Source organism: Shewanella sp. 10B (assembly GCF_023475885.1).
GTDB classification, from domain to species: Bacteria; Pseudomonadota; Gammaproteobacteria; order Enterobacterales; family Shewanellaceae; genus Shewanella; species Shewanella mangrovisoli.
In genome coordinates this window covers 1,231,495-1,252,839 of the sequence record NZ_JAMDJO010000001.1, presented here as the reverse complement: position 1 = coordinate 1,252,839, position 21,345 = coordinate 1,231,495, and the positions used below count along the sequence as shown (strand labels likewise).

Genomic DNA, 21,345 nt, shown 5'->3' with positions numbered 1-21,345 from the left:
ATTGGACGCTCGTTTTTTTCATGGCAACGTTTTATTTTATGAATTCTAATATCATGGTTTGTAAATAAGGAGAGTGGCAGTGAGCGCGATTTATAATTTCTGTGCAGGTCCTGCGATGTTACCCGCAGCGGTAATGAAAAAAGCACAACAGGAATTACTCGATTGGAATGGGCTAGGTGTCTCCGTGATGGAAGTCAGCCACAGAGGTAAGGAATTTATCGCGCTGACCAAGCAAGCTGAGGCGGATTTACGCGAGCTGATGCAGATTCCACAGAACTACCATGTGCTGTTTATGCACGGCGGTGGTCGTGGTCAGTTCTCTGCCGTTGTGAATAATTTTTTAGGCAACCAAGGCCGTGCCCTGTATTTAGTCAGTGGTCAATGGTCTTCTGCAGCATTAGCCGAAGCGCAAAAGCTGGCGGGTGACGCGCAAATTGATAGCCTCAATATTGTTGAAAAACATAATGGACTCAATGCTGTAGTGCTGCCTGATTTACACAAAATTGATGCTGATTACCGTTATGTGCACTACTGCCCAAATGAGACAGTTGATGGTATCGAAATTTTTGATGAGTTAGACAGTCCATGGCCAATTGTCGCCGACTTATCATCTACCATTATGTCTCGCGAAATCGATGTCAGCCGTTACGGCTTAATCTACGCGGGTGCGCAAAAGAACATTGGTCCTTCGGGTTTATCTATTGTGATCGTGCGTGATGATATGTTGAAACTGCCGAGTTTAACCCAATCATCCATTATGGATTACCGTTTAGCGGTGGAGCATGACTCCATGTTCAACACGCCGCCAACCTTTGCTTGGTACTTAGCGGCCGAAGTGTTTGCCTGGCTTAAATCCTTAGGTGGTGTGGCCAGTATCGCGAAAGTCAATCAGCAAAAAGCGCAAATGCTGTATGCCTGTATCGATGCCAATCCTTTCTATAAGAATGGTGTCGTCGCGGCAAACCGCTCACAAATGAACGTGACTTTCCAACTGGCGGATGAATCCCTTGATGGCGCCTTCTTAAAAGAGGCCGAAGCGGCGGACTTAGTGGCCTTAAAAGGGCACCGAATTGTCGGTGGCATGCGTGCAAGCCTCTACAATGCGATGCCACTTGAAGGCGTAGCCGCGCTGGTGAGCTTTATGAACGAATTTGCGGCAAAGCATAGTTAAGCTTAGCTAAGCTTAGTGAATGGCGCTTACCTTACTTGCTTAATTAGCTGACTGATATGTGCCATTTAAACTCAGTTTTAACCGCGTAAAGCGAGAACAAAAAAACGAACGCCTAGGCATTCGTTTTTTTATTGGTAGCATAAAGCTATAGGTTGATATGAAAGCGGATAGTTATGTCAAAGCTAGCACTAAGCAATAACTAAAAGAAGGCTAGGGGACTTAGGCCGACTTAGGCGCTTTCATATCAATAGTCTCGTTACAGTACTTTGGCAATCGACTTGGCTAAGTAATCCACATTGTCTTCGCTAATGCCTGCAATGCTAATACGGCTCGAACCCACCATATAGATGCTGAATTCTTTCTGTAAACGTGCCACTTGCTCAGGATTAACCCCTAGGAAAGAGAACATACCTTTTTGGCGAGCGATAAAGCTAAAGTCGCGGTCAACACCATTGGCCTTGAGTTTTTCCACTAAAATCGCGCGGTTACCGTTGATGCGGTCGCGCATCACTTTGAGCTCATCTAACCACTCTTGCTTTAACTCTGCTGAACCGAGAATGGTTTCAACAATCGCTGCGCCGTGGGCTGGCGGCATGGAGTACAGGCAGCGAACCACGTAAAGCAGCACAGAGTGCGCGATGCTTGCTGTGTTCGCATCCTTTGCAACCACAGAGCAAGAACCGATACGCTCACGGTACAGACCGAAGTTTTTCGAGCAAGAGCTACACAGGATCATATTATCGACCGCCGCGGCCATTTTACGCACGCCATAGGCATCGATATCGACACCATCACCAAAACCTTGGTAAGCCATGTCGATAAGCGGGGTAAAACCTTGCTCCTTGGTGAGGGCAACCACTTTATCCCATTGCTCAGTGGTTAAATCCATCCCGCTCGGGTTATGGCAACAGGCGTGGAACAGCACCACATCGTTCGGGCCAACTTGAGCAAGCACACTGAGCATCTCATCAAACTTTAATGATTTAGTGTCGTAATCATAGTAAGGGTAGGTTTTAACGGTAATGCCCGCCGCTTCAAACAAGCCTGTGTGGTTCGCCCAGGTGGGATCGCTTACCCATAGCACCGCATTAGGATTGCAGCGCTTAATAAAATCACCGGCAACGCGTAGGGCGCCCGTACCACCAGGAGTAGAAACAGTACGAATGCGGTTGGCGATAATCGCGCTGTGATCACTGCCAAAGGCTAATTCTGTTATCAGGGTATTAAACTGAGGCGAACCGGTTGGGCCGATATACACTTTGGTAGTTTCAGTGTCTAAACGGAATTTTTCGGCTTTTTTCACGCAATTAAGGATGGGAGTGTTTCCCGCGGGATCCTTATATACGCCCACACCTAAGTCGACTTTTTGAGGATGTGAGTCTTCACGGTATTGGGTTAATAGGCCGAGGATAGGATCCGCAGGCATTGCGACGAGTGAGTTAAACATGGCTCCATCTACCTTTTTGGTTATATTGCGACAACATGAATTGCAAAGAATATGCGTGATTTATCGTTTGAAACCTAGAATAGCGTGGATAGATGAAAAATTTAAAGCAAAAACTGTGAACTATGGCCAATTAATCTGGCAAAAAAGCCTGCCAAAAAACGCTTTAGATCACAATTTAACCGCAGATATTTTGTGTTTTTGTTATTTTTAGACTGACTTGAGTAATTTTCCGGTTTAAAAAGCCGTTTTTTAGTAAAAAACGGTTGAATCCTGCGTCACTATCGGTAATTTTATAACGACGAAGCACCAACAAGGTCCCCAATCTCCTTTAATTTGTAATCTTAACTTGACGCCATGTAGCGTGAGGTTGCCATTTACCTATTTTCAGTCTGCGTGCCATCGATGGTTACGCCCTAAGAGAAAGAAGATTTATTCATGAAGCAATTACGTCTTGAACCTGTTGTGCAAGTCCGCGGTGAGATCAACATTCCGGGCTCAAAAAGCATTTCTAACCGCGCATTATTATTGGCGACCTTAGCCAAAGGCACCACCACGCTAACCAATTTGCTCGACTCCGATGATATTCGTCATATGTTGGCGTCTTTAAAGCAGTTGGGAGTTGAATACCGCTTATCGCAAAATAATACTGTCTGCGAGCTTATTGGTTTAGGTGGTGCTATCTCGGCGGATACTGCGCAAACGCTGTTTCTAGGCAATGCGGGCACGGCTATGCGCCCATTGTGCGCTGCGCTGACCTTAGGGCGTGGCGAATTTACCCTAACGGGCGAACCGCGCATGGAAGAGCGTCCCATTGGTGACTTGGTCGATGCCCTAAAACAATTGGGCGCGAATATTGTGTACCTTAAGAATGAAGGGTTTCCGCCTCTGACCATCAATGCAACCGGGCTTAACGGTGGCGATGTGGAAATTGCTGGCGATCTGTCTAGTCAATTCTTAACGGCGCTGTTAATGGTTGCCCCTCTCGCTAAGGGCAGTGTGAACATTCATGTCAAAGGTGAACTGGTTTCAAAACCTTATATCGACATTACCTTAGCCTTGATGGCGCAGTTTGGCGTTCAGGTGATTAACCATGACTATGCCCGCTTTGAGATCCCGGCCGGGCAGCAGTATGTGTCTCCGGGTAAAGTGTTAGTGGAAGGGGATGCATCTTCTGCATCTTACTTTTTAGCCGCGGGAGCCATTAAAGGCGGTGAAGTAAAAGTCACGGGCGTTGGCCGTTTAAGCATTCAGGGCGATGTGAAATTTGCCGATGTGCTGGAAAAAATGGGCGCCGATATTGAGTGGGGCGATGATTACATTATTGCCCGTGGCGCGCCGTTAACCGCGGTTGATTTAGACATGAATCATATTCCCGATGCGGCGATGACCATTGCCACCGCGGCCTTGTTTGCTAAGGGCACAACCACCATTCGTAACATCTATAACTGGCGCATTAAAGAGACCGACCGATTAGCGGCGATGGCCACAGAGCTGCGTAAAGTGGGCGCCTTAGTGGACGAGGGCCATGATTATATTCAAATCACGCCGCCAGCTGTGCTTAATACCGCAGAGATTGATACTTATAACGACCACCGCATGGCGATGTGCTTCTCCATGATGGCGTTTGCTGATTGCGGGATCACTATCAATGATCCCGATTGTACCTCGAAAACCTTTCCTGACTATTTTGCCCAATTTGCAAGCCTCAAAGCCTAACTGCTTTCTGTAACAGACTGACTTTGGGTCATATCAAGATGACGAAGCCGCATTTGAGCGGCTTCTAAACTTCATAAAAAATCCACGGATTTTATTTGTATAGTATTGTACAATGCGGCGCGCTCATTTTCGGGGCTCTAGTTAAGAACTCACGGATGATGATTATTTTTTGCGGAGGAATGTATGTCTGAACGGGCTCCTGTAGTCACAATCGACGGCCCAAGTGGTGCTGGTAAAGGGACAATTAGCCAATTGTTGGCTAAGCATCTCGGATGGCAACTACTTGATAGTGGTGCTATTTACCGAGTGCTTGCGTTAGCTGCAATTCACCACGATGTAGAACTGGAAAATGAAGAATCCATCACACTCCTTGCTGCGCACCTTGATGTGAAATTTTTAACCGGCAATGAGAAAGACCCAGTTCAAGTGATCTTAGAAGGTGAAGACGTCACTACTGCGATACGTACTCAAGAATGCTCAAATGCGGCCTCTAAAGTGGCGGCATTTCCCCGTGTGCGGGAAGCCTTATTACGTCGTCAACGTGCCTTTAGAACGGCACCAGGATTAATCGCCGATGGCCGTGACATGGGCACGGTTGTTTTCCCAACGGCATCGGCTAAATTATATTTAACTGCTTCTGCAGAGGAGCGGGCTCAAAGACGCTATAATCAGTTGCAGGACAAGGGCTTCGATGTTAATATCGAGCGCCTTTTAGCTGAAATTATCGAGCGTGACGACCGCGATATGAATCGTCCAGTGGCCCCTTTGGTCCCTGCCGAGGATGCGCTCGTTATCGATACTAGCGATAAAGGTATTGATGAAGTACTTGAGCTTGCGCTCAACTACATCAACCAAAAATTATCCAACACTAACTAAGTTATTGTTTGGATAGGTATTCGTATTAAGGATGATATGGATAATTTGACTGACTCCACGTCTAGGATTGACTGTGGTTTATTACATTAAAGTAACCTAAACATGACTGAATCTTTTGCTGATCTATTTGAACAATCCCTTCAAACTCTGGAATTCCGTCCAGGCTCTATCGTTCGTGGTACTGTAGTTGCTATCGAAAACGGTATGGTTCTGGTTGATGCAGGTCTGAAGTCTGAAAGCCCAATCCCAGCTGAACAATTCAAAAACGCTCAAGGCGTTTTAGAAATCGCTGTTGGTGATGAAGTTGACGTAGCTCTTGACTCTGTTGAAGACGGCTTCGGTGAGACTCAACTGTCTCGCGAAAAAGCGAAACGTCACGAAGCTTGGATCGTTCTGGAAAAAGCTTACGAAGATGCTGAAACTGTAATCGGTATCATCAATGGTAAAGTGAAAGGCGGTTTCACTGTTGAATTAAACGGTATCCGTGCCTTCTTACCAGGTTCTCTAGTTGACGTGCGCCCAGTTCGCGACACCGCTCACTTAGAGTACAAAGAATTAGAATTCAAAGTTATCAAACTTGACCAGAAGCGTAACAACGTTGTTGTTTCTCGTCGTGCAGTTATCGAATCAGAAAGCAGCGCAGAGCGTGATGCACTGTTAGAAAACCTGCAAGAAGGTCAAGCAGTTAAAGGTATCGTTAAGAACCTGACTGACTACGGTGCATTCGTAGATTTAGGTGGCGTTGACGGTCTGTTACATATCACTGATATGGCATGGAAACGCGTTAAGCACCCATCTGAAATCGTAAACGTTGGTGACGAAATCAACGTTAAAGTTCTGAAGTACGATCGTGAGCGCACTCGTGTGTCTCTAGGTCTGAAACAACTTGGCGAAGATCCATGGTTAGAAATCAGCAAGCGCTACCCAGAAAACACTAAGTTAACTGGTCGCGTAACTAACCTGACTGACTACGGCTGTTTCGTTGAAATCGAAGAAGGCGTTGAAGGCTTAGTTCACGTTTCTGAAATGGATTGGACTAACAAGAACATTCACCCATCTAAAGTTGTTAACTTAGGTGACGAAGTTGAAGTTCTAGTTCTGGACATCGATGAAGAGCGTCGTCGTATTTCTCTAGGTCTGAAGCAATGTAAGACCAACCCATGGGATGACTTCGCAACTCGTTACAACAAAGGCGACAAGGTTTCTGGTAAGATCAAGTCAATCACTGACTTCGGTATCTTCATCGGTCTTGACGGCGGTATCGATGGTTTAGTTCACCTGTCTGACATTTCTTGGAACGGCACTGGCGAAGACGCAGTATCTGAGTACAAGAAAGGCGACGAAATCCACGCAGTGGTTCTGTCTGTTGATCCAGAGCGCGAGCGCATCAGCTTAGGTGTTAAGCAAACTGAAGACGATCCATTCAACGCTTACTTAGCTGACAAGAAGAAAGGTACTATCGTAAACGGTACTGTTTCTGCTGTTGATGCTAAAGGTGTGACTGTTGAACTAGCTGACACTGTTGAAGGTTACATCCGTGTAGCTGACATCAGCCGTGAGCGCATTGAAGATGCATCTACTGTTTACTCAGTAGGTGACGCTATCGAAGCTAAGTTCATGGGTGTTGACCGTAAGAACCGTTCTATCAGCCTGTCAATCAAAGCGAAAGACGAAGCTGAAGAAAAAGAAGTAATGGCGACCTTGAATAAACAAGAAGACGCTGTTATTAGTAATGCAATGGCTGAAGCGTTTAAAGCAGCTCGCAAATAATCGCCTGTTGTATGGGGAGTTTTTCTCCCCATTAGGTGACTGTGTTTGGCTTGATAATAGGGGATAGCTAGGATGACAAAATCCGAACTGATCGAAAAACTCGCCACCAGGCAGTCGCAGCTGTCGGCGAAAGAGGTTGAAGGCGCAATCAAAGAGATGTTGGAGCAAATGGCAACAACATTAGAAAGCGGTGATCGTATTGAGATCCGTGGCTTTGGTAGTTTCTCGCTTCATTATCGTGCACCGCGTACTGGCCGTAATCCAAAGACTGGTTCATCAGTTGAATTGGAAGGCAAATACGTCCCGCACTTTAAGCCAGGCAAAGAACTGCGCGAACGCGTTGACGCAGTTAATGTATAATTGACCGCATTACAAAAAGCCTCCGTAAGGGGGCTTTTTTATATCTAATGCAAGGCAAAGCTGGTCAGCTCAGTAAATTTCTTGGATAATCAGAAAATTGAAAGGCGTTTAAGGGAGTGCGACGTGAAATCTTTTGTAGCGACAGTCCTTGTGGCACTGTTATTTATCGTGGCATTGATTTTTGGTGCGCGTAATGAACAAGTAGTGACGATCAGCTACTTTGTGGCTCAGGGTGAGTACCGTTTACCCGTAGTATTAGCCGTGGTTTTTTTTGCAGGCTTTATGTTGAGTTGGCTCGTGGCCAGCTATTATATTGTCAAACTGAAATTGGCTTTAGCGGCGACCAGAAAGAAATTAACGGTCCAAACCGCTAAAACTCCTCAAGGTGTAGACGCCTAATATGCTTGAGATTCTCTTCCTGTTGCTTCCTATTGCTGCCGGTTACGGTTGGTATATGGGGCGGCGGAGCATAAGGCAAAACCAGAGTAACCAGCGTAAACAATTAAGTCGGGATTATTTCACTGGCTTGAATTTCCTGTTGTCGAACGAGTCAGACAAAGCGGTCGACTTGTTTATCAGTATGCTCGATGTGGACGATGAAACCATCGACACCCATCTTTCCCTCGGTTCACTATTTCGCAAACGTGGTGAAGTTGACCGCTCCATTCGTATCCATCAAAACTTAATCGCACGTCCCACACTCACCAATGAGCAGCGCGATATCGCGATGATGGAACTGGGTAAAGATTACCTTGCAGCGGGGTTTTACGACCGCGCAGAAGAAATTTTCCTGAATTTGGTGAGTCAAGATGACCATAGCGAAGAGTCTGAGACGCAGCTGATTGCCATTTATCAAGTCATTAAGGAATGGCAAAAGGCCATCGATATCACCAAACGTTTAAGTCGCAAGCGTCAGCAGGTGCTTAAACCGATTATCGCCCATTTTTATTGTCAGCTTGCGGATGAAACCAGTGATGATGCTGACAAGATCAAGCTATTACAACAGGCATTAAAACAAGATCCTAAGTGCGGCCGAGCCTTACTCACGCTCGCCAAAAAATTTCTCAACGCCGAAGATTACAACCAGTGCAAATCTATGCTGATGGCACTGAAAAAGGCCGACATAGAACTCTTCGCCGATGCCTTACCCACGGCGAAACAAGTGTATCGTGATACCCAAGATAAAGAGGGTTATCAAGAATTATTAGCGGGCGCGATGGCCGAAGGGGCGGGCGCCTCGGTAGTGGTAGCGCTTGCTCAACATATGATTAGTCTCGAAGAGATAAAAGCTGCTGAAAACATGGTGTTAGATGCCCTGTATCGCCATCCCACCATGAAGGGGTTTCAGCACTTAATGCAGATGCATCTGCGTCAAGCAGAAGAAGGGCAAGCCAAACAAAGTTTGACTATGCTTGAGCAACTTGTTGAACAGCAAATTAAATTCCGTCCAAGTTATCGCTGTAAAGAATGCGGTTTCCCATCCCACACCCTGTATTGGCATTGCCCCTCCTGTAAAAAATGGGGCACCATTAAACGGATCCGTGGCTTAGACGGTGAATAACCTTTAGAAATACCTTGTTAGTGTAACCCAGTTGGAGAGATGATGACGACCAAACCTATCCTCGTAGCGCTTGATTACGATAATAAAAACCACGCCTTACAACTGATAGATCAACTCGATCCCAACATGTGCCGCCTCAAAGTGGGCAAAGAGATGTTCACCCTGTTTGGCCCACAATTGGTTAAAGATATTCACGACCGTGGTTTCGATCTTTTCCTCGACTTAAAGTTTCACGATATTCCGAATACGGTTGCCAAAGCGGTCGCGGCCGCGGCAGAACTGGGTGTGTGGATGACAAACGTGCATGCCAGCGGGGGCTTGGCCATGATGGAGGCGGCGAAAAAAGCGTTGCTGCCCTATGGTAATGATGCTCCTATGCTAATCGCAGTAACGGTACTCACTTCAATGAGTGATGAAGATTTAAAACTCATCGGCATTGATGTTCCTGCCTTTGAGCATGTGCAACGTCTCGCGAAACTCACCAAACAGGCGGGCCTCGATGGTGTAGTCTGTTCGGCTCAAGAGGCAAGCGTACTTAAATCACTTTTAGGTCAAGATTTTAAACTTATCACCCCGGGGATCCGCCCTGTGGGCAGCGACGTGGGTGATCAACACCGGGTCATGACGCCACCGCAGGCGCTTGCAGCCGGTTCTGATTATTTAGTGATTGGTCGACCAATCACTAAGGCCGCCGACCCTCTGGCTGCACTGCAGGCGATTCATCAATCTCTAGCTTGAGAGAAATGATGAAAGCCATTGCGGCTTAAGCACTTATTCGCGCGTTAATTTTACCGTTCACGGAGAATGCCCATGCTGAATACTACGATGTTTAATTATCAAGGTAAGAATGTTGTCGTTGTCGGTGGTACGAGTGGAATTAACCTCGCGATAGCCAATGCGTTTGCACAGGCCGGCGCGAATGTGGCGGTGGCGAGTCGCAACCAAGACAAGATTGATGCCGCCGTGTTGCAACTAAAGCAGTCAAATCCTGATGGTATTCACCTTGGGGTGAGCTTTGATGTCAGGGATTTGGCTGCAGTTGAGCGGGGCTTTGACACTATCGCCTCCGAATTTGGCTTTATCGATGTGTTGGTAAGTGGCGCTGCAGGTAACTTTCCAGCTACAGCGGCAAAACTCTCTGCTAATGGCTTTAAGGCCGTGATGGATATTGATCTGCTGGGCAGTTTTCAAGTGCTAAAGACGGCTTATCCTTTACTGCGTCGCCCCCAAGGGAATATTATTCAAATCTCGGCGCCGCAGGCATCGATAGCCATGCCAATGCAAGCCCATGTGTGCGCCGCTAAAGCGGGCGTAGACATGCTCACTCGGACATTGGCGATAGAATGGGGTTGTGAAGGGATACGTATAAACTCCATTATTCCTGGTCCAATCGCAGGCACTGAAGGATTTAACCGTTTAGCGCCGAGCGCAGCGCTGCAACAGCAAGTTGCACAGTCTGTACCGCTAAAACGCAATGGTGAAGGGCAGGATATTGCTAATGCCGCGATGTTTTTAGGATCAGAGTATGCCTCGTACATCACTGGGGTTGTGTTACCCGTTGACGGTGGCTGGTCACTTGGCGGTGCGAGCATTGCAATGACTGCATTAGGCGAGTTAGCGACTAAAGCTCAGCTGTAATCGCACAATATATGAACGTTGTAACTTATTTATTTGATAGAGAAATCGGGTGAAAATCCATGGCGAATGCATTACAAGAGCAGCTGCTTAAGGCTGGCCTTGCTAGTAAACAAAAAGTACGTGACGTGAAGACGCAAAAACGTCGCGATAAAAAGGCGCGGGTGGATGATGGTTCGAGCGCATTGAAGAGTGACATCGCCGAGCAAAAACGACTCCAAGCTGAAAAAGATAAGGCATTGAACGAGCAGCGCTTTGCTGAAGCGACGGCCCGTGGGCAAGTGCGTGGTTTAGTGAGTGAATTCACTCAATTTGCGATTAAGATCCCAAGCCATGCCGAGGTGAAGTTTAACTATACCCTCGATAATAAAATCTATTCAGTCTATATCGATGAAAAGATCCAATCAGAACTGCTAAAAGGTCTATTAGGGATTGTTCGATACGAAGATAAGAGCTACCTAGTCCCCCATAAATTAGCAGAGCGCGTCAATCTACTGGTGCCACAATGGTGCGGTTACTTGTGGCAACAAGATGAAGGCAAAGCGGTTGAGGTCGAAGATGACCCCTATGCTGATTATGCGATCCCAGACGATTTAATGTGGTAATCAATGCGTTAATCGTGAGCTAAGCCGACGACGCATCGCTTATCTCTGGCTACACTAAAACCCTTAAGGCAACTTAAGGGTTTTTTATTGCCCGCATTTCACATTAACGGTTTTGCTGGTTCTGAGTTGCAAAGTGAATTTGTAATGAGATTGTTTTCTGTATTGAACTGGTATAAATTAAAACAACTGTTTAAATCCTACGTTTAAGAGTCTACCCATGAATCCTTACCAAGCTCCGTTAGCGGATATGCGTTTCTTATTGGAACAGGTTTTTGATGCGCCAAATACTTGGGCACAACTCCCTGATATTGCTGAAATGGTCGATATGGATACGGCCAGCGCGATTCTCGAAGAAGCCGCGAAAATCAGTGCTGAATTAATCCATCCGCTTAACCGTGCTGGCGATGAGCAAGGCGTTCTTCATCAGGATAATCGAGTGATTACCCCTGATGGTTATAAAGCTGTTTACGATCAATATTCCCAAGGCGGCTGGGTGGGCCTATGTGGTGAACCCGAGTTCGGTGGTATGGGCATGCCGAAAATGCTGGGTGTGTTAGTCGATGAAATGGCTTACAGCGCCTGCAATGCATTCACTCTGTATGGCTCACTCACGGCGGGGGCGGCATTATGTATTAATTCCCACGGCAGTGAAGAGATTAAAGAAACCTATTTGCCGAAGCTTTACAGCGGGGAATGGGCAGGGGCCATGGACATGACTGAGCCTCAGGCGGGCTCAGATCTACGTAATATCCGTACCCGTGCTATCCCACAGGATGACGGCAGTTATGCCATTAGCGGCAGCAAAATCTTTATCACGGGTGGCGATCATGATTTAACCGAGAACGTCATTCACTTAGTGCTGGCAAAGCTTCCTGAAAGTAAAGGTATTTCACTGTTCCTCGTGCCTAAAATTACGGTCAATGCCGACGGTAGTTTAGGCCCGGCGAACGGTGTGAGCGTCGGTTCCATCGAACATAAAATGGGGCTTAAGGGCTCAGCCACCTGTGTCATGAACTTTGATGAGGCAAAAGGTTACCTGATTGGTGAGCCAAATCGTGGTCTGGTGTGTATGTTCACTATGATGAACTACGAGCGCTTAGCCATCGGTATTCAAGGGCTTGGCAGTGCGCAGGCCGCTTATCAAATGGCCGCCGATTATGCCAAAGAGCGCAACCAAGGCGTTGCCGCTGGCGGCTCGCCAACGGGTAGTGACTCCGATCCTATTATTGTTCATGGCGACGTGCGTCGTATGCTGCTGACCATACGTGCGATGACGGAAACGGGGCGCGCACTCTCGGTATTTACCGGTAAACAACTCGATTTAGCAAAATATGCCGAGGGTGAGGTTAAAGCTAAGGCTGCTCGCTACGTGGGCTTGTTAACTCCCGTGGCAAAAGCGTTTTTAACCGACCGCGGTTTAGATGCTACTATCATGGCGCAACAAGTGTTTGGTGGTCATGGCTATATTCGCGAAACCGGCATTGAGCAGTTAGTACGTGATACTCGTATTGCGCAGATTTACGAAGGCACTAACGGCATTCAGGCTATCGACTTCCTAGGACGAAAAGTTACAGGCGATAATCTCGCGACCCTTAAGGAGTTTGTGGCCGAGTTAAAGGCGCAAATGCGTGAGTTTACTCAGGTCGATGCGGTGAAAGTGTCCGCCGTTTGTGCACGTTTGGATGCCTTAGTCAATGTTGCCGAATCCATCAATGAGCAAAAGCTGACTCAACCAGCGCTCATTAACGCCAGTGCGGTCGATTTTTTGGATGCCTTCGGCTTCACCCTCTATGGGTTCTATTGGTTAGCCATGTTGGATAAAGCGGTGGGTGCTGAAGATAAGCAGTTTGCCGAGCAAAAATCCTACCTCGCCAAATTTTATTTCGACAAATTGCTGCCTAAGGCTGACTATCACTTAGCACAAGTGCGCGCGGGAGATTCCAGCACTATGGCGATGCCAGCTGAGCTGTTCTAACGCAAGCTTAATCGCGTTAAGCGTTCGCATTCACCTAATAAAAAAGCACTGATATTCAATGCTTTTTGTTTTAATTGCTTTGTATATGACTCTGAACCTTATCGGATATTAATCACTTAACTTAACGGTGTTGAGCTCTGTGGTCGTTGTTTGGCTGGTCTCGGTTTGCGAATCAACAGCGCTCAGCAGCCGAGTTAAAAAGTCGGCGCTAAAGGCGGGCTTACGTTGCTTTTTAGTTTCAGGACTAATGCCATTCTCGAGCACCACAAAGAGAATATCCCGCTGCTGCGCTAAACGCATAAAGCCAGCTAAATTGGCGACACCCTGCATCGAGCCAGTCTTGGCAAACACTAAATGTTTTAAGGGCGGTTTAGTGTATCCCAAGCGATATTGCAGAGTGCCGCTGACACCGGCCTCGGGCAAACTGTCAATGAGGCTGTGAAAGCGTGCATCTTGGTAAATGAGTGCCAGTACATCGGCTAACTGCTTTGCGCTCAACAGGTTATAGCGAGAAAGCCCTGAACCATCGACAATATTGGCGTTGGTTAAATCAATCCCAAGCTCAGTCAGTATATGGCGCATAGCCGCTGCACCATGGGTAAAGCTGCCTTGGGCTTTGTAATAACTTTGCCCCACGCGCTTAAACAAACTATCGGCAATCAGGTTATCCGACTTCAGCAGCATGGTTTTGAGCAGTTCAGGCAAGGGCGCGCTGCTATGGCTGGCGATCAGTTTTGCCTTAGAAGGGATGGTGTTGCCGATCTTTACTTTACCCGAGAGTGACATTTCACCTTTAAGCGTTGCCGTTAGGGTGTCCATGGCAAATTTTTCGGGATCGCTAATGGCAATCGCCAGCGGTATCGCTTCACTGCCAGGATAGCACCCCCGTAGATGATACTGATTCTGGCCAAGGCGTACTAAATCGAGTTGGCAAAAATCATGGCCTGCTTTGGGGGAGAATATGGCGTCGCTACTCACTTTCACCCCAAAACTCGATGCCCTTAATTTGACCTCAGAAGCATGCTTGGTTGAGCTTGGCGAAAACTGCCCGTACACGCAGTTTTGGTTGATGATATAACTCGACACTGGCGCGGCAAAGCAAATCCCGAGATCATCCCACACCCAGCCAGGTGCTTGTAATTGCTCTTGTTTATCCCCGATAAGATAGAGATGCCCCTCAATGCTTGTTATGCCTTGCTTTTGTAGATGAGCAAACAAGGCCTTGAGGTCGTCCTGAGTTAGCGTCGGATCGCCGCTAAAACGCAGATAAACACTGCCCGCAATATGACCTTGACGAATAGGCGCATCGCTCCACAGCTCAGTGACATAGCGAAAATCTGGGCCAAGGGTGGCCATAGCAGTAACGGCGGTCAGCACTTTTTGTGTGCTGGCGGGGATAAATAAGGTATCGGCTTGCTGGCTGTATAACAGGGTATTGGTACTTAAATCACGCGCCAGTAAAGCGACTTGCGAATGACGCGGAGCAATATCGGCGATTTGCTTGGCCAATATCGACTCATCCATCGGATGAATTGCTGCATGGGCTTGGGTTGACAGCAGCATGCTTACCAAGCCGCCTAAGAGTAACCCTTTAATCTTGGGCCGAGTGAATGATGCCTGTAACTTATCCTTGTTTAGCGAGTACGTCATAGGTGTCCTGAATATCATTTTTACCATTAGCAGTCATTGCTGCCATCGTCTTTTTCCATTAAACGATACAGTCTTAGGGTGACAAATAAAACCAATCCGATAAAAAGCGGCAAAATCAGTAAACCGAGCTGCGCTTTAAAATGAAAAATGCCCCAAGCTAAGGCTAAGGTGAGGGCGAGGGTCAGTAGGATTTTTTTGTTCATGGTGTTAGGCAATTGGGACTTAAGATGTTTTAGTTTACGCTAAAACAACGATGACAGGCACGCTTGCCTAAGGTAGAAGCCCTGTTTTGTGACTCACACACCATTTTGTTTATGGCCTGATTAGTGTTGGTTAATCATCATGGACAATAGATTCAGGGAAAAACAGTAAAAGCATTTAGTTAGCCGTGAATAGAGGCATAGAAGCCTGCAATTTGCGGGCTCAATTGCTGCATTTTAGTTCCATTGATGTGGAATGCGTCGTTTCAGGTCAAATTACCAGCAAAATAGGCGCTATCCCACGTGCTTTTCGCCGAAAAGTCTTGCCGAGTTGCAGTGAAGTCGGTAATTTCTACCCCTTACGATTTTAGGATCTCAGGTAACCACTAAAACCATGCCTCATATTAGTATGCGCGGCTTGCCACAGGCAGTTGTTGCAGAGCTTAGCCAAACATTACTGCAGTCTTTGGCGGCTATATGTAAAGGTAATGCAGAGAGTTTTACATTAGATTGGATCCCAAGCATCAGCTACCGTAATGGCAGAATTGATCAACGCTTTGTCCAAATCGAGTTGCTTTGGTTTCCGGTCGACCCTGATATCCATCTTAAAGTAGAACAAACGATCAGGCTGGCAGTGACAGAAGCCTATCCAGAATTAACCCAAATTGCTGTGATGTTTTTGTCACTGACCCCAAGCGCTTCCTATCGGGGTGGTCAGCATGTTTAAAGGAGGATGCCTTGCTAGATAAGCTTGGTGGAATAGCCGTTCAACCCGAGGCTTTAACGTGGTTGCTTACGCCATGCCGATTTAAGGCAGAATTGCTCAGCCGTATCGAAAATGCCAAGGACAGCATTTATATCGCCGCACTCTATCTTGAAGACGATGAGGCGGGGCGCGAAATTTTACAGGCCTTGATGATGGCTAAGGCGAATAACCCCGCGTTAGATGTCAAGATTTTGGTCGATTTTCACCGCGCCAGACGCGGCTTGATTGGTCACAAGGGCGATAGCGGTAACTATCTGATGTACCGTAAGGTCATGGCCGAGGCAGAGCATCCTATCGACATTATGGGCGTGCCGGTAAAATCCCGTGAGTTTATGGGTGTATTGCACCTTAAGGGCTTTGTGATCGATGACGCCGTGATTTACAGCGGTGCCAGCCTGAATAACATTTATCTGCAGCAAAACGATAAATATCGTTTTGACCGTTACCATGTGATCGAGTCGGCCGAGTTAGCGCACAGTATGCGCACTATGATCCAGCGCTATATCATTGCCGATCCTGCCGTTGCATCACTTACTCAAGATGCGCAGCAAGAAGTCTTGCCACCCAAAACCGATGTGCGCAGCTTCAAGCTTAGGTTATCGCAGGCTCAGTACGAGTTTAACGCCACCCGCAGTGGCAACCGCGTCACCCCTTTACTGGGATTAGGCCGTAAACATAATCTGCTGAATAAAGCCGTGATTGCCATGGTGGAAGAGTCAAAAGATAGGCTGTTTATTTGCACGCCTTATTTTAATCCTCCCTATATTCTGGTGCGTGCCTTGGCTAAGCACCTGCGTAAAGGCAAACGTATCGACATAGTGGTTGGGGATAAAACGGCGAATGACTTTTACATTCCGCCGGAGCAGGATTTCTCTACCATTGGTGCTTTGCCATATCTCTATGAGCAATCGCTGCGTAAATTTGCTAAGCGTCAGCAATGGGCAATCGATAATGGTCAGCTTAATATTCACCTGTGGAAACATGGCATCAATAGCTATCACCTCAAGGGGATCAGCGCCGATGGCCGTAAGCATTTGATCACGGGCTCAAACTTAAACCCAAGAGCATGGGCGCTGGATTTAGAGAATGGTTTACTCATTCACGATGAAAGCGGCAGCTGGAAGGCGCAATTCGAGGCCGAACAAAGCCATATCCTCGAACACACGCAAAGACTGTATCACTACAGTCAAGTGGATACCTTGCAAAGCTATCCCGCGCCGGTGAAGAAGATTATGACTCGCATTAGAAGATTAAAGGCAGATTTCCTGCTCAGACGCATTCTCTAATCGAAGCAATAAAAAAGCCCACCAATGTGGGCTTTTTTATTGGGTGTTCTGTGCCAACTATGGATTTTGCGGCAACAGGGTGTGGTGGGTATCGTTTTGGTCTTTTGCATAATGCAAGGCGACAATCACTAACAGCACCATCAGCGCGCTCAGTAAACCAATGCTTAACTGGCCGCCCATTGGCACGAGCGACATAGTTAAGGCGGCAAGCCCCGCACCGAAGTTTTGTAGGCCACCGAGTAGGGCGCCCGCAATGCCTGCCTGGCGTGGGAATGGCTCTAGCGCCGCCGAGGTTAATGTCGGAAATAACATGCCAGCGCCACTGAAGAACAGAATCGAGCCTATCAATAAACTCCATCCCACGACCAGTTGAAATATACCTGGGACCAACATAAACAAGGCGCCTGCGCCCAAGAGTGCAACCCCTTGCAACACCGTGCGCTGCGCCTGTTTCTGCCTACCCGCAATCAGGGCACCGAGTAAGTATCCAGGGATAGGCGCGACAAAATAACAGCTCACCATAAACGGCGAGAGTTGCAAATATTGGCCATAGAGTACGCCAGCAATGGCTTCGAAGGCGGCAATGCCGGCAAAGGTCGCGATAAGCGAAAGCAAATAGGCCCTAAAACTTCGGTGGCGCAGTACATGGCGATAGGATGCCAAAATGGGTTGTTGCTCTCGCTTATCCTTGTGTAAGGATTCTCTAAAGCCAAAGCAGAGCAGTAGCCAAACCAAGGCGCCGAATCCAAACAGCACCCAGTATACGGCTTGCCACCCCCAGTAAGCGGAGGCAAAACTGCCTAAGAAGGGCGCGACCAAAGGCAAGAACACCACGGCCATGGACACATAACTGTTAAATCTAACTAAGTTATCGCCGAAGTAATGATCCCTTGGAATACTACGGCACAACGCGCCCGCACTCGCGGTACCTAGCCCCTGTAGCAGGCTTGCGAAAATTAATTGGCTAAAACTTGTAGCCTCTGCGGCCATCAAGGCGCCAAGGATAAAAATCCCAATACCAATGAGCAGCGGCATTTTACGCCCAACTCGGTCGGATAATGGGCCATAGATAAACTGACATAGGCCGTAGGCGAGCAGATAGCAGGCCATAACCGCCTGCAATTTACTGGCATCCACAGCTAAGCCTTGGGCGATAAGGGGGAGTGCGGGGACAAAAATAGTTTGTGCCATTTGCCCACAGGCCACCATAAATACCAGCATAAAGAGTAACTGAGTGGCGCTGCCTGCGGCGGGTGTCGGCGCTTTTTGTGAGATTAAAGACGGGGTGTCGTCTGGCATCATAATTCCATTAAAAAGCAGAGTTGAACGATGGCGCGCATCTTACCCCCAAAACATATCAGTTCAAGTGGCAATCATATTGATTTACGGGAATATTTTTTAATCTTATTCATAAGTTTTTCTATCGAATTATTATTGTCAAACTAAGCTTACACTTAGTGAGTAACTTGTTAATTGGGTTTTGATTTTGATAAATGGCGGCAGCTTAAATTAATCAGCACAAGTTATTTATTAACAAGATTTTTATATCCGATGTGGATAAAATAGTTATCGTTCAGATAAGTACAGAGATAGAGGCGTAAAGCAGTATGCGAGTTAACAATTAAAAAGATGGAAAGCAGAATCAGCCTTCCATCGAATGAGGGCTGCTAAGGGATCATTTTGCTGGCAGTGCTGCTAAGCCCGTTAATATCTGGTAGCCAACAGTCACCCGAGGCTGTACGGGATAATTTTTATTGCTCAGTAACACCATGCCCAGTTTCTTCGCGGGAATATAAGCCACATAGGCGGTAAAGCCACCAGTTGAACCTGTCTTATTTATCCATAAATCAGGCTGTGGTGCTTGCGGCGGCTCGATTGGTTTCACTGGCACACTGCCAAACACCACTTCTTGGGTATGTCCCGTAAGCAGCTTATCGAGGGCTATAGGATAGGGATAATGCTCCCAAATCATCTCTTGGGTCATCATACCGACATCAAAGTAGCCAACGTGAGTTGCATCGATAGCCTGTTGCAATGCGGAAGAGGCTGGATGTAGCTGCATATTGGTTTCAACAAAACGCAGCAAATCCACGGCCGAGGTTTTTATCCCATAAGCCTCATCGGCTAATACACCGGGATTCAGGCGTACAGGCTGATCTTGCTTATTATACCCTTGGGCATAATCGGCCATCTTGTTGCTTGGCACTTGGAGATAGCTGTGAGTCATACCCAGTTGTGGAAATAGGGTTTGCTCCATTGCGTTTGGAAAGCTTTGCCCTAATTGTTTAGCTGCAATTAAGCCAAGTAATCCAATGCTGGGATTGGCATAATTTCGGTGTGTTCCCGCGGCATAGGCGGGTTGCCATTCTTTAAAATAACGCATCAATTCTGCATTGTTGGTCACTTTATCAGGCACTTGCATGGGCAAATCGCCCGCGGTATGGGTCGCGAGATTGATAAGATTTATCTGGTCAAAGGCACTGCCCCTTAATTCGGGCAGGTATTGGCTTACTTTATCAGTCAAAGTGAGCTTACCTTCGACTTGAGCATAGTTTGCGAGTGTCGCGGTAAAGGTTTTGCTGATAGAACCTATCTCGAACAGGGTATTCTCGCTGACATCTTGCCCTATGGTTTTTGAGCTCACACCATAGGGGAAGAAATACTGTTGGCCATTCATACTGATCCCAACAATAGCCCCAGGGATCCCATATTCCTTCATTAAGGGATTAACCGCGGAGTTGACAAGGGATTGCATGGCTTCTGTCTGAACCTGTGATGCAGCATTGGCCACTAATGGCGCCGCCGTAAGCAGCACTAAACCTAAAAAGGGTGATGGGTTCGATAAGCGTAAAAACCTCGCTGTTTTTACGGCTGGCTGAAGAGACTCTGGCATACAATTCCTTTCGGGATGATGGGATGATTGAACGGCACGGATTAACAATCTGTACCGTTTGAAACTCGATAATGATGAAAGGTTTAGCATGATTTAGGCTCGACTCGCCATTTAATTTCGTTTGGGTGACAGGATTAACGGCAATATTTTAGTAAAGGGTGAACAAGAGGTTGATGCCCATATCAAAATGCTGAGTTTTTGATCTGATTTAATGGTGTTTTTGTTGTGTAGGGTCGTGAAATACCCAAAGGAAAATTTAAAGGCAATGCCACTTTTACTCTAGGCTAATTGCGCCTTTCACGGCCAAAGGATACACTGCGCCACCGCACGCAAGTACACGCATAAATGGCGTATACTGAGTCGCGCCTCTAAAAACAAGTTTGACCGAAATAGACTGAGAATTGGCTGCCATGGCTCTAGCCCCCCACGCTGTACATCACTTATATGAATACCGTAAATCCATATCGACTAAGCCCTTTGGTGCTCGCGGTAAAAAACTGATCCGCTGTCATTTGTGCTTATTAGGTGAGCAATTTTGTACCTGTTCACTGCGTAAACAGTTGACCACTCAGGCCAGTTTTCTGCTGCTGATGTATAACGATGAGGTTTTAAAGCCGACCAACAGCGGTCGCTTAATTGCCGATCTTATCCCTGATACCTATGCCTTTCTCTGGTCGCGCACCGAACCCGCCCCTGAGCTGTTGGCGCTATTGGCTTCAGACGACTATCAAGCCTTTTTAGTCTTTCCGGCGCAATATGCCGACCAAGGGCAAACCGTATTGACTGAGGTGCCCATGGCCAGTCTTAGCGAGGGGAAACGACCTTTGCTGATTATGCTCGACGGCAGTTGGCGTGAGGCGATTAAGATGTTCCGCAAAAGCACTTATTTGCAAGGTTTGCCTATGTTGTCCTTCGATCCAGATACCTTAGCAACCTATGCCTTACGTAAGGGGAGCCATGACTTTCAATTAGGTACGGCAGAAGTTGCCTCACTGGCGCTGGCGGCAATGGGCGAGGAGGCTAATAGTAAGGCACTAACGGCTTGGTTCGATCTGTTTGTGGAGTCCTCATTGCTCGGGCGCAATCGCCGCTGCCGCGAGGATATTCTACCCATCAGCGAGTTTACCGACGCCTTCGAAGCGGCTTACTGCGCCGCAACGCCAACCAGTGTTTAACGCTAGTTAGTTTTTAATCCCCCAAGAGTACACTGACACTCTTGGGGAGTGATTTCACTTGTTCTCATCCGCTGTAAATCCTCGCTTTAGCATTCCCATCACAAATCATTGAACTTATTGATTTTAAAATTTCAATTTTATGCTGTTTGCCTTACACTGAATTTGCATTGGTCACAGGACGTTACCTAGAACCGACTAAAATTGTTAAAACCACTTTGCCCTTGCGAGTGGTTCCACTGTCTTTAGAGTGCGGGATTCG

General features: G+C 47.2%; 20 protein-coding genes. 14 read left to right on the top strand and 6 right to left on the bottom strand.

The genetic code is table 11. From position 1 onward, the window contains the following. Window positions 1–79: 79 nt before the first annotated feature. Window positions 80–1,171, top strand: a complete 1,092-nt coding sequence (serC, locus tag M0415_RS05350) for a 3-phosphoserine/phosphohydroxythreonine transaminase (protein ID WP_249555150.1) — start codon at window positions 80–82, stop codon at window positions 1,169–1,171. A gap of 256 nt (window positions 1,172–1,427) precedes the next feature. On the opposite strand, the gene M0415_RS05345 is transcribed toward serC, so the two are convergent. Next, window positions 1,428–2,618 carry an amino acid aminotransferase gene (locus M0415_RS05345; protein ID WP_249555152.1) on the bottom strand — a complete coding sequence of 397 codons (1,191 nt, stop codon included), beginning with the start codon at window positions 2,616–2,618 and terminating at the stop codon, window positions 1,428–1,430. Window positions 2,619–3,053: 435 nt separating this feature from the next. Here M0415_RS05345 and aroA point away from each other — a divergent pair, with 435 nt between their 5' ends. The 10 genes from aroA (at window position 3,054) to M0415_RS05295 (ending at window position 13,116) form a co-directional block, all read left to right on the top strand. After that, on the top strand, window positions 3,054–4,334 hold the full coding sequence (gene aroA / locus M0415_RS05340; protein ID WP_249555154.1) for a 3-phosphoshikimate 1-carboxyvinyltransferase: 1,281 nt from the start codon (window positions 3,054–3,056) through the stop codon (window positions 4,332–4,334). Window positions 4,335–4,517: 183 nt separating this feature from the next. Beyond that, on the top strand, window positions 4,518–5,210 hold the full coding sequence (gene cmk / locus M0415_RS05335) for a (d)CMP kinase (protein WP_011622694.1): 693 nt from the start codon (window positions 4,518–4,520) through the stop codon (window positions 5,208–5,210). A gap of 102 nt (window positions 5,211–5,312) precedes the next feature. Next, window positions 5,313–6,980 (top strand): 30S ribosomal protein S1, encoded by a 1,668-nt coding sequence (gene rpsA, locus M0415_RS05330; RefSeq protein WP_011622695.1) that lies wholly within the window; start codon window positions 5,313–5,315, stop codon window positions 6,978–6,980. Between the two features lie 72 nt (window positions 6,981–7,052). Then, window positions 7,053–7,340 carry an integration host factor subunit beta gene (gene ihfB / locus M0415_RS05325; RefSeq protein ID WP_011072380.1) on the top strand — a complete coding sequence of 96 codons (288 nt, stop codon included), beginning with the start codon at window positions 7,053–7,055 and terminating at the stop codon, window positions 7,338–7,340. 123 nt (window positions 7,341–7,463) lie between these two features. Then, complete coding sequence (locus M0415_RS05320) at window positions 7,464–7,739, top strand: LapA family protein (protein ID WP_011626213.1); 276 nt, start codon at window positions 7,464–7,466, stop codon at window positions 7,737–7,739. 1 nt (window position 7,740) lies between these two features. After that, window positions 7,741–8,901 carry a lipopolysaccharide assembly protein LapB gene (lapB, locus tag M0415_RS05315; protein ID WP_249555156.1) on the top strand — a complete coding sequence of 387 codons (1,161 nt, stop codon included), beginning with the start codon at window positions 7,741–7,743 and terminating at the stop codon, window positions 8,899–8,901. Window positions 8,902–8,943: 42 nt separating this feature from the next. Beyond that, entirely contained in the window at window positions 8,944–9,639 is a 696-nt protein-coding gene (gene pyrF, locus M0415_RS05310; protein ID WP_249555158.1) for an orotidine-5'-phosphate decarboxylase, read from the top strand. Between the two features lie 72 nt (window positions 9,640–9,711). Next, a complete protein-coding gene (locus M0415_RS05305) occupies window positions 9,712–10,539 on the top strand; it encodes an SDR family oxidoreductase (protein ID WP_249555160.1) in 828 nt (275 codons plus the stop codon). A gap of 59 nt (window positions 10,540–10,598) precedes the next feature. Continuing rightward, complete coding sequence (locus M0415_RS05300) at window positions 10,599–11,141, top strand: DUF2058 domain-containing protein (protein ID WP_011716975.1); 543 nt, start codon at window positions 10,599–10,601, stop codon at window positions 11,139–11,141. Between the two features lie 217 nt (window positions 11,142–11,358). Then, window positions 11,359–13,116 (top strand): acyl-CoA dehydrogenase family protein, encoded by a 1,758-nt coding sequence (locus tag M0415_RS05295; RefSeq protein ID WP_249555174.1) that lies wholly within the window; start codon window positions 11,359–11,361, stop codon window positions 13,114–13,116. Window positions 13,117–13,224: 108 nt separating this feature from the next. Here the strand turns inward: M0415_RS05295 and dacB are convergent, their stop codons facing one another. After that, entirely contained in the window at window positions 13,225–14,766 is a 1,542-nt protein-coding gene (dacB, locus tag M0415_RS05290; protein ID WP_249555176.1) for a D-alanyl-D-alanine carboxypeptidase/D-alanyl-D-alanine endopeptidase, read from the bottom strand. Window positions 14,767–14,792: 26 nt separating this feature from the next. After that, complete coding sequence (locus M0415_RS05285; protein ID WP_249555178.1) at window positions 14,793–14,969, bottom strand: hypothetical protein; 177 nt, start codon at window positions 14,967–14,969, stop codon at window positions 14,793–14,795. 391 nt (window positions 14,970–15,360) lie between these two features. Between M0415_RS05285 and M0415_RS05280 the strand changes: the two genes are divergently transcribed. Together M0415_RS05280 and pssA are read left to right on the top strand one after the other, a co-directional pair. Continuing rightward, window positions 15,361–15,693 carry a DUF1904 domain-containing protein gene (locus M0415_RS05280; protein WP_011622704.1) on the top strand — a complete coding sequence of 111 codons (333 nt, stop codon included), beginning with the start codon at window positions 15,361–15,363 and terminating at the stop codon, window positions 15,691–15,693. 11 nt (window positions 15,694–15,704) lie between these two features. Next, a complete protein-coding gene (pssA, locus tag M0415_RS05275; RefSeq protein ID WP_249555180.1) occupies window positions 15,705–17,018 on the top strand; it encodes a CDP-diacylglycerol--serine O-phosphatidyltransferase in 1,314 nt (437 codons plus the stop codon). Window positions 17,019–17,075: 57 nt separating this feature from the next. Here pssA and emrD read toward each other — a convergent pair whose 3' ends face one another. From emrD to M0415_RS05260, 3 genes are all read right to left on the bottom strand, one after another. After that, the gene (gene emrD, locus M0415_RS05270; protein WP_249555182.1) at window positions 17,076–18,320 is read right to left on the bottom strand and encodes a multidrug efflux MFS transporter EmrD; all 1,245 of its coding nucleotides are present in this window, start codon (window positions 18,318–18,320) and stop codon (window positions 17,076–17,078) included. Window positions 18,321–18,693: 373 nt separating this feature from the next. Then, window positions 18,694–19,911 carry a class C beta-lactamase gene (gene ampC / locus M0415_RS05265; protein WP_249555184.1) on the bottom strand — a complete coding sequence of 406 codons (1,218 nt, stop codon included), beginning with the start codon at window positions 19,909–19,911 and terminating at the stop codon, window positions 18,694–18,696. A 274-nt stretch (window positions 19,912–20,185) separates the two neighbouring features. After that, window positions 20,186–20,323 (bottom strand): hypothetical protein, encoded by a 138-nt coding sequence (locus M0415_RS05260; protein ID WP_166485351.1) that lies wholly within the window; start codon window positions 20,321–20,323, stop codon window positions 20,186–20,188. Here M0415_RS05260 and M0415_RS05255 point away from each other — a divergent pair. Beyond that, complete coding sequence (locus M0415_RS05255; protein ID WP_249555186.1) at window positions 20,322–21,086, top strand: tRNA-uridine aminocarboxypropyltransferase; 765 nt, start codon at window positions 20,322–20,324, stop codon at window positions 21,084–21,086. The genes M0415_RS05260 and M0415_RS05255 overlap by 2 nt on opposite strands. Window positions 21,087–21,345: the final 259 nt, after the last annotated feature.

Bases quoted from the DNA above. Each gene is read 5' to 3' on its own strand.
- cmk (WP_011622694.1), top strand. From the start codon at position 4,518: ATGTCTGAACGGGCTCCTGTAGTCACAATCGACGGCCCAAGTGGTGCT.
- M0415_RS05260 (WP_166485351.1), bottom strand. From the start codon at position 20,323: ATGGCAGCCAATTCTCAGTCTATTTCGGTCAAACTTGTTTTTAGAGGC.
- pyrF (WP_249555158.1), top strand. From the start codon at position 8,944: ATGACGACCAAACCTATCCTCGTAGCGCTTGATTACGATAATAAAAAC.
- M0415_RS05305 (WP_249555160.1), top strand. From the start codon at position 9,712: ATGCTGAATACTACGATGTTTAATTATCAAGGTAAGAATGTTGTCGTT.
- M0415_RS05345 (WP_249555152.1), bottom strand. From the start codon at position 2,618: ATGTTTAACTCACTCGTCGCAATGCCTGCGGATCCTATCCTCGGCCTA.
- M0415_RS05280 (WP_011622704.1), top strand. From the start codon at position 15,361: ATGCCTCATATTAGTATGCGCGGCTTGCCACAGGCAGTTGTTGCAGAG.
- M0415_RS05300 (WP_011716975.1), top strand. From the start codon at position 10,599: ATGGCGAATGCATTACAAGAGCAGCTGCTTAAGGCTGGCCTTGCTAGT.
- ihfB (WP_011072380.1), top strand. From the start codon at position 7,053: ATGACAAAATCCGAACTGATCGAAAAACTCGCCACCAGGCAGTCGCAG.
- rpsA (WP_011622695.1), top strand. From the start codon at position 5,313: ATGACTGAATCTTTTGCTGATCTATTTGAACAATCCCTTCAAACTCTG.
- lapB (WP_249555156.1), top strand. From the start codon at position 7,741: ATGCTTGAGATTCTCTTCCTGTTGCTTCCTATTGCTGCCGGTTACGGT.
- dacB (WP_249555176.1), bottom strand. From the start codon at position 14,766: ATGACGTACTCGCTAAACAAGGATAAGTTACAGGCATCATTCACTCGG.
- M0415_RS05295 (WP_249555174.1), top strand. From the start codon at position 11,359: ATGAATCCTTACCAAGCTCCGTTAGCGGATATGCGTTTCTTATTGGAA.
- M0415_RS05285 (WP_249555178.1), bottom strand. From the start codon at position 14,969: ATGAACAAAAAAATCCTACTGACCCTCGCCCTCACCTTAGCCTTAGCT.
- M0415_RS05255 (WP_249555186.1), top strand. From the start codon at position 20,322: ATGGCTCTAGCCCCCCACGCTGTACATCACTTATATGAATACCGTAAA.
- ampC (WP_249555184.1), bottom strand. From the start codon at position 19,911: ATGCCAGAGTCTCTTCAGCCAGCCGTAAAAACAGCGAGGTTTTTACGC.
- emrD (WP_249555182.1), bottom strand. From the start codon at position 18,320: ATGATGCCAGACGACACCCCGTCTTTAATCTCACAAAAAGCGCCGACA.
- aroA (WP_249555154.1), top strand. From the start codon at position 3,054: ATGAAGCAATTACGTCTTGAACCTGTTGTGCAAGTCCGCGGTGAGATC.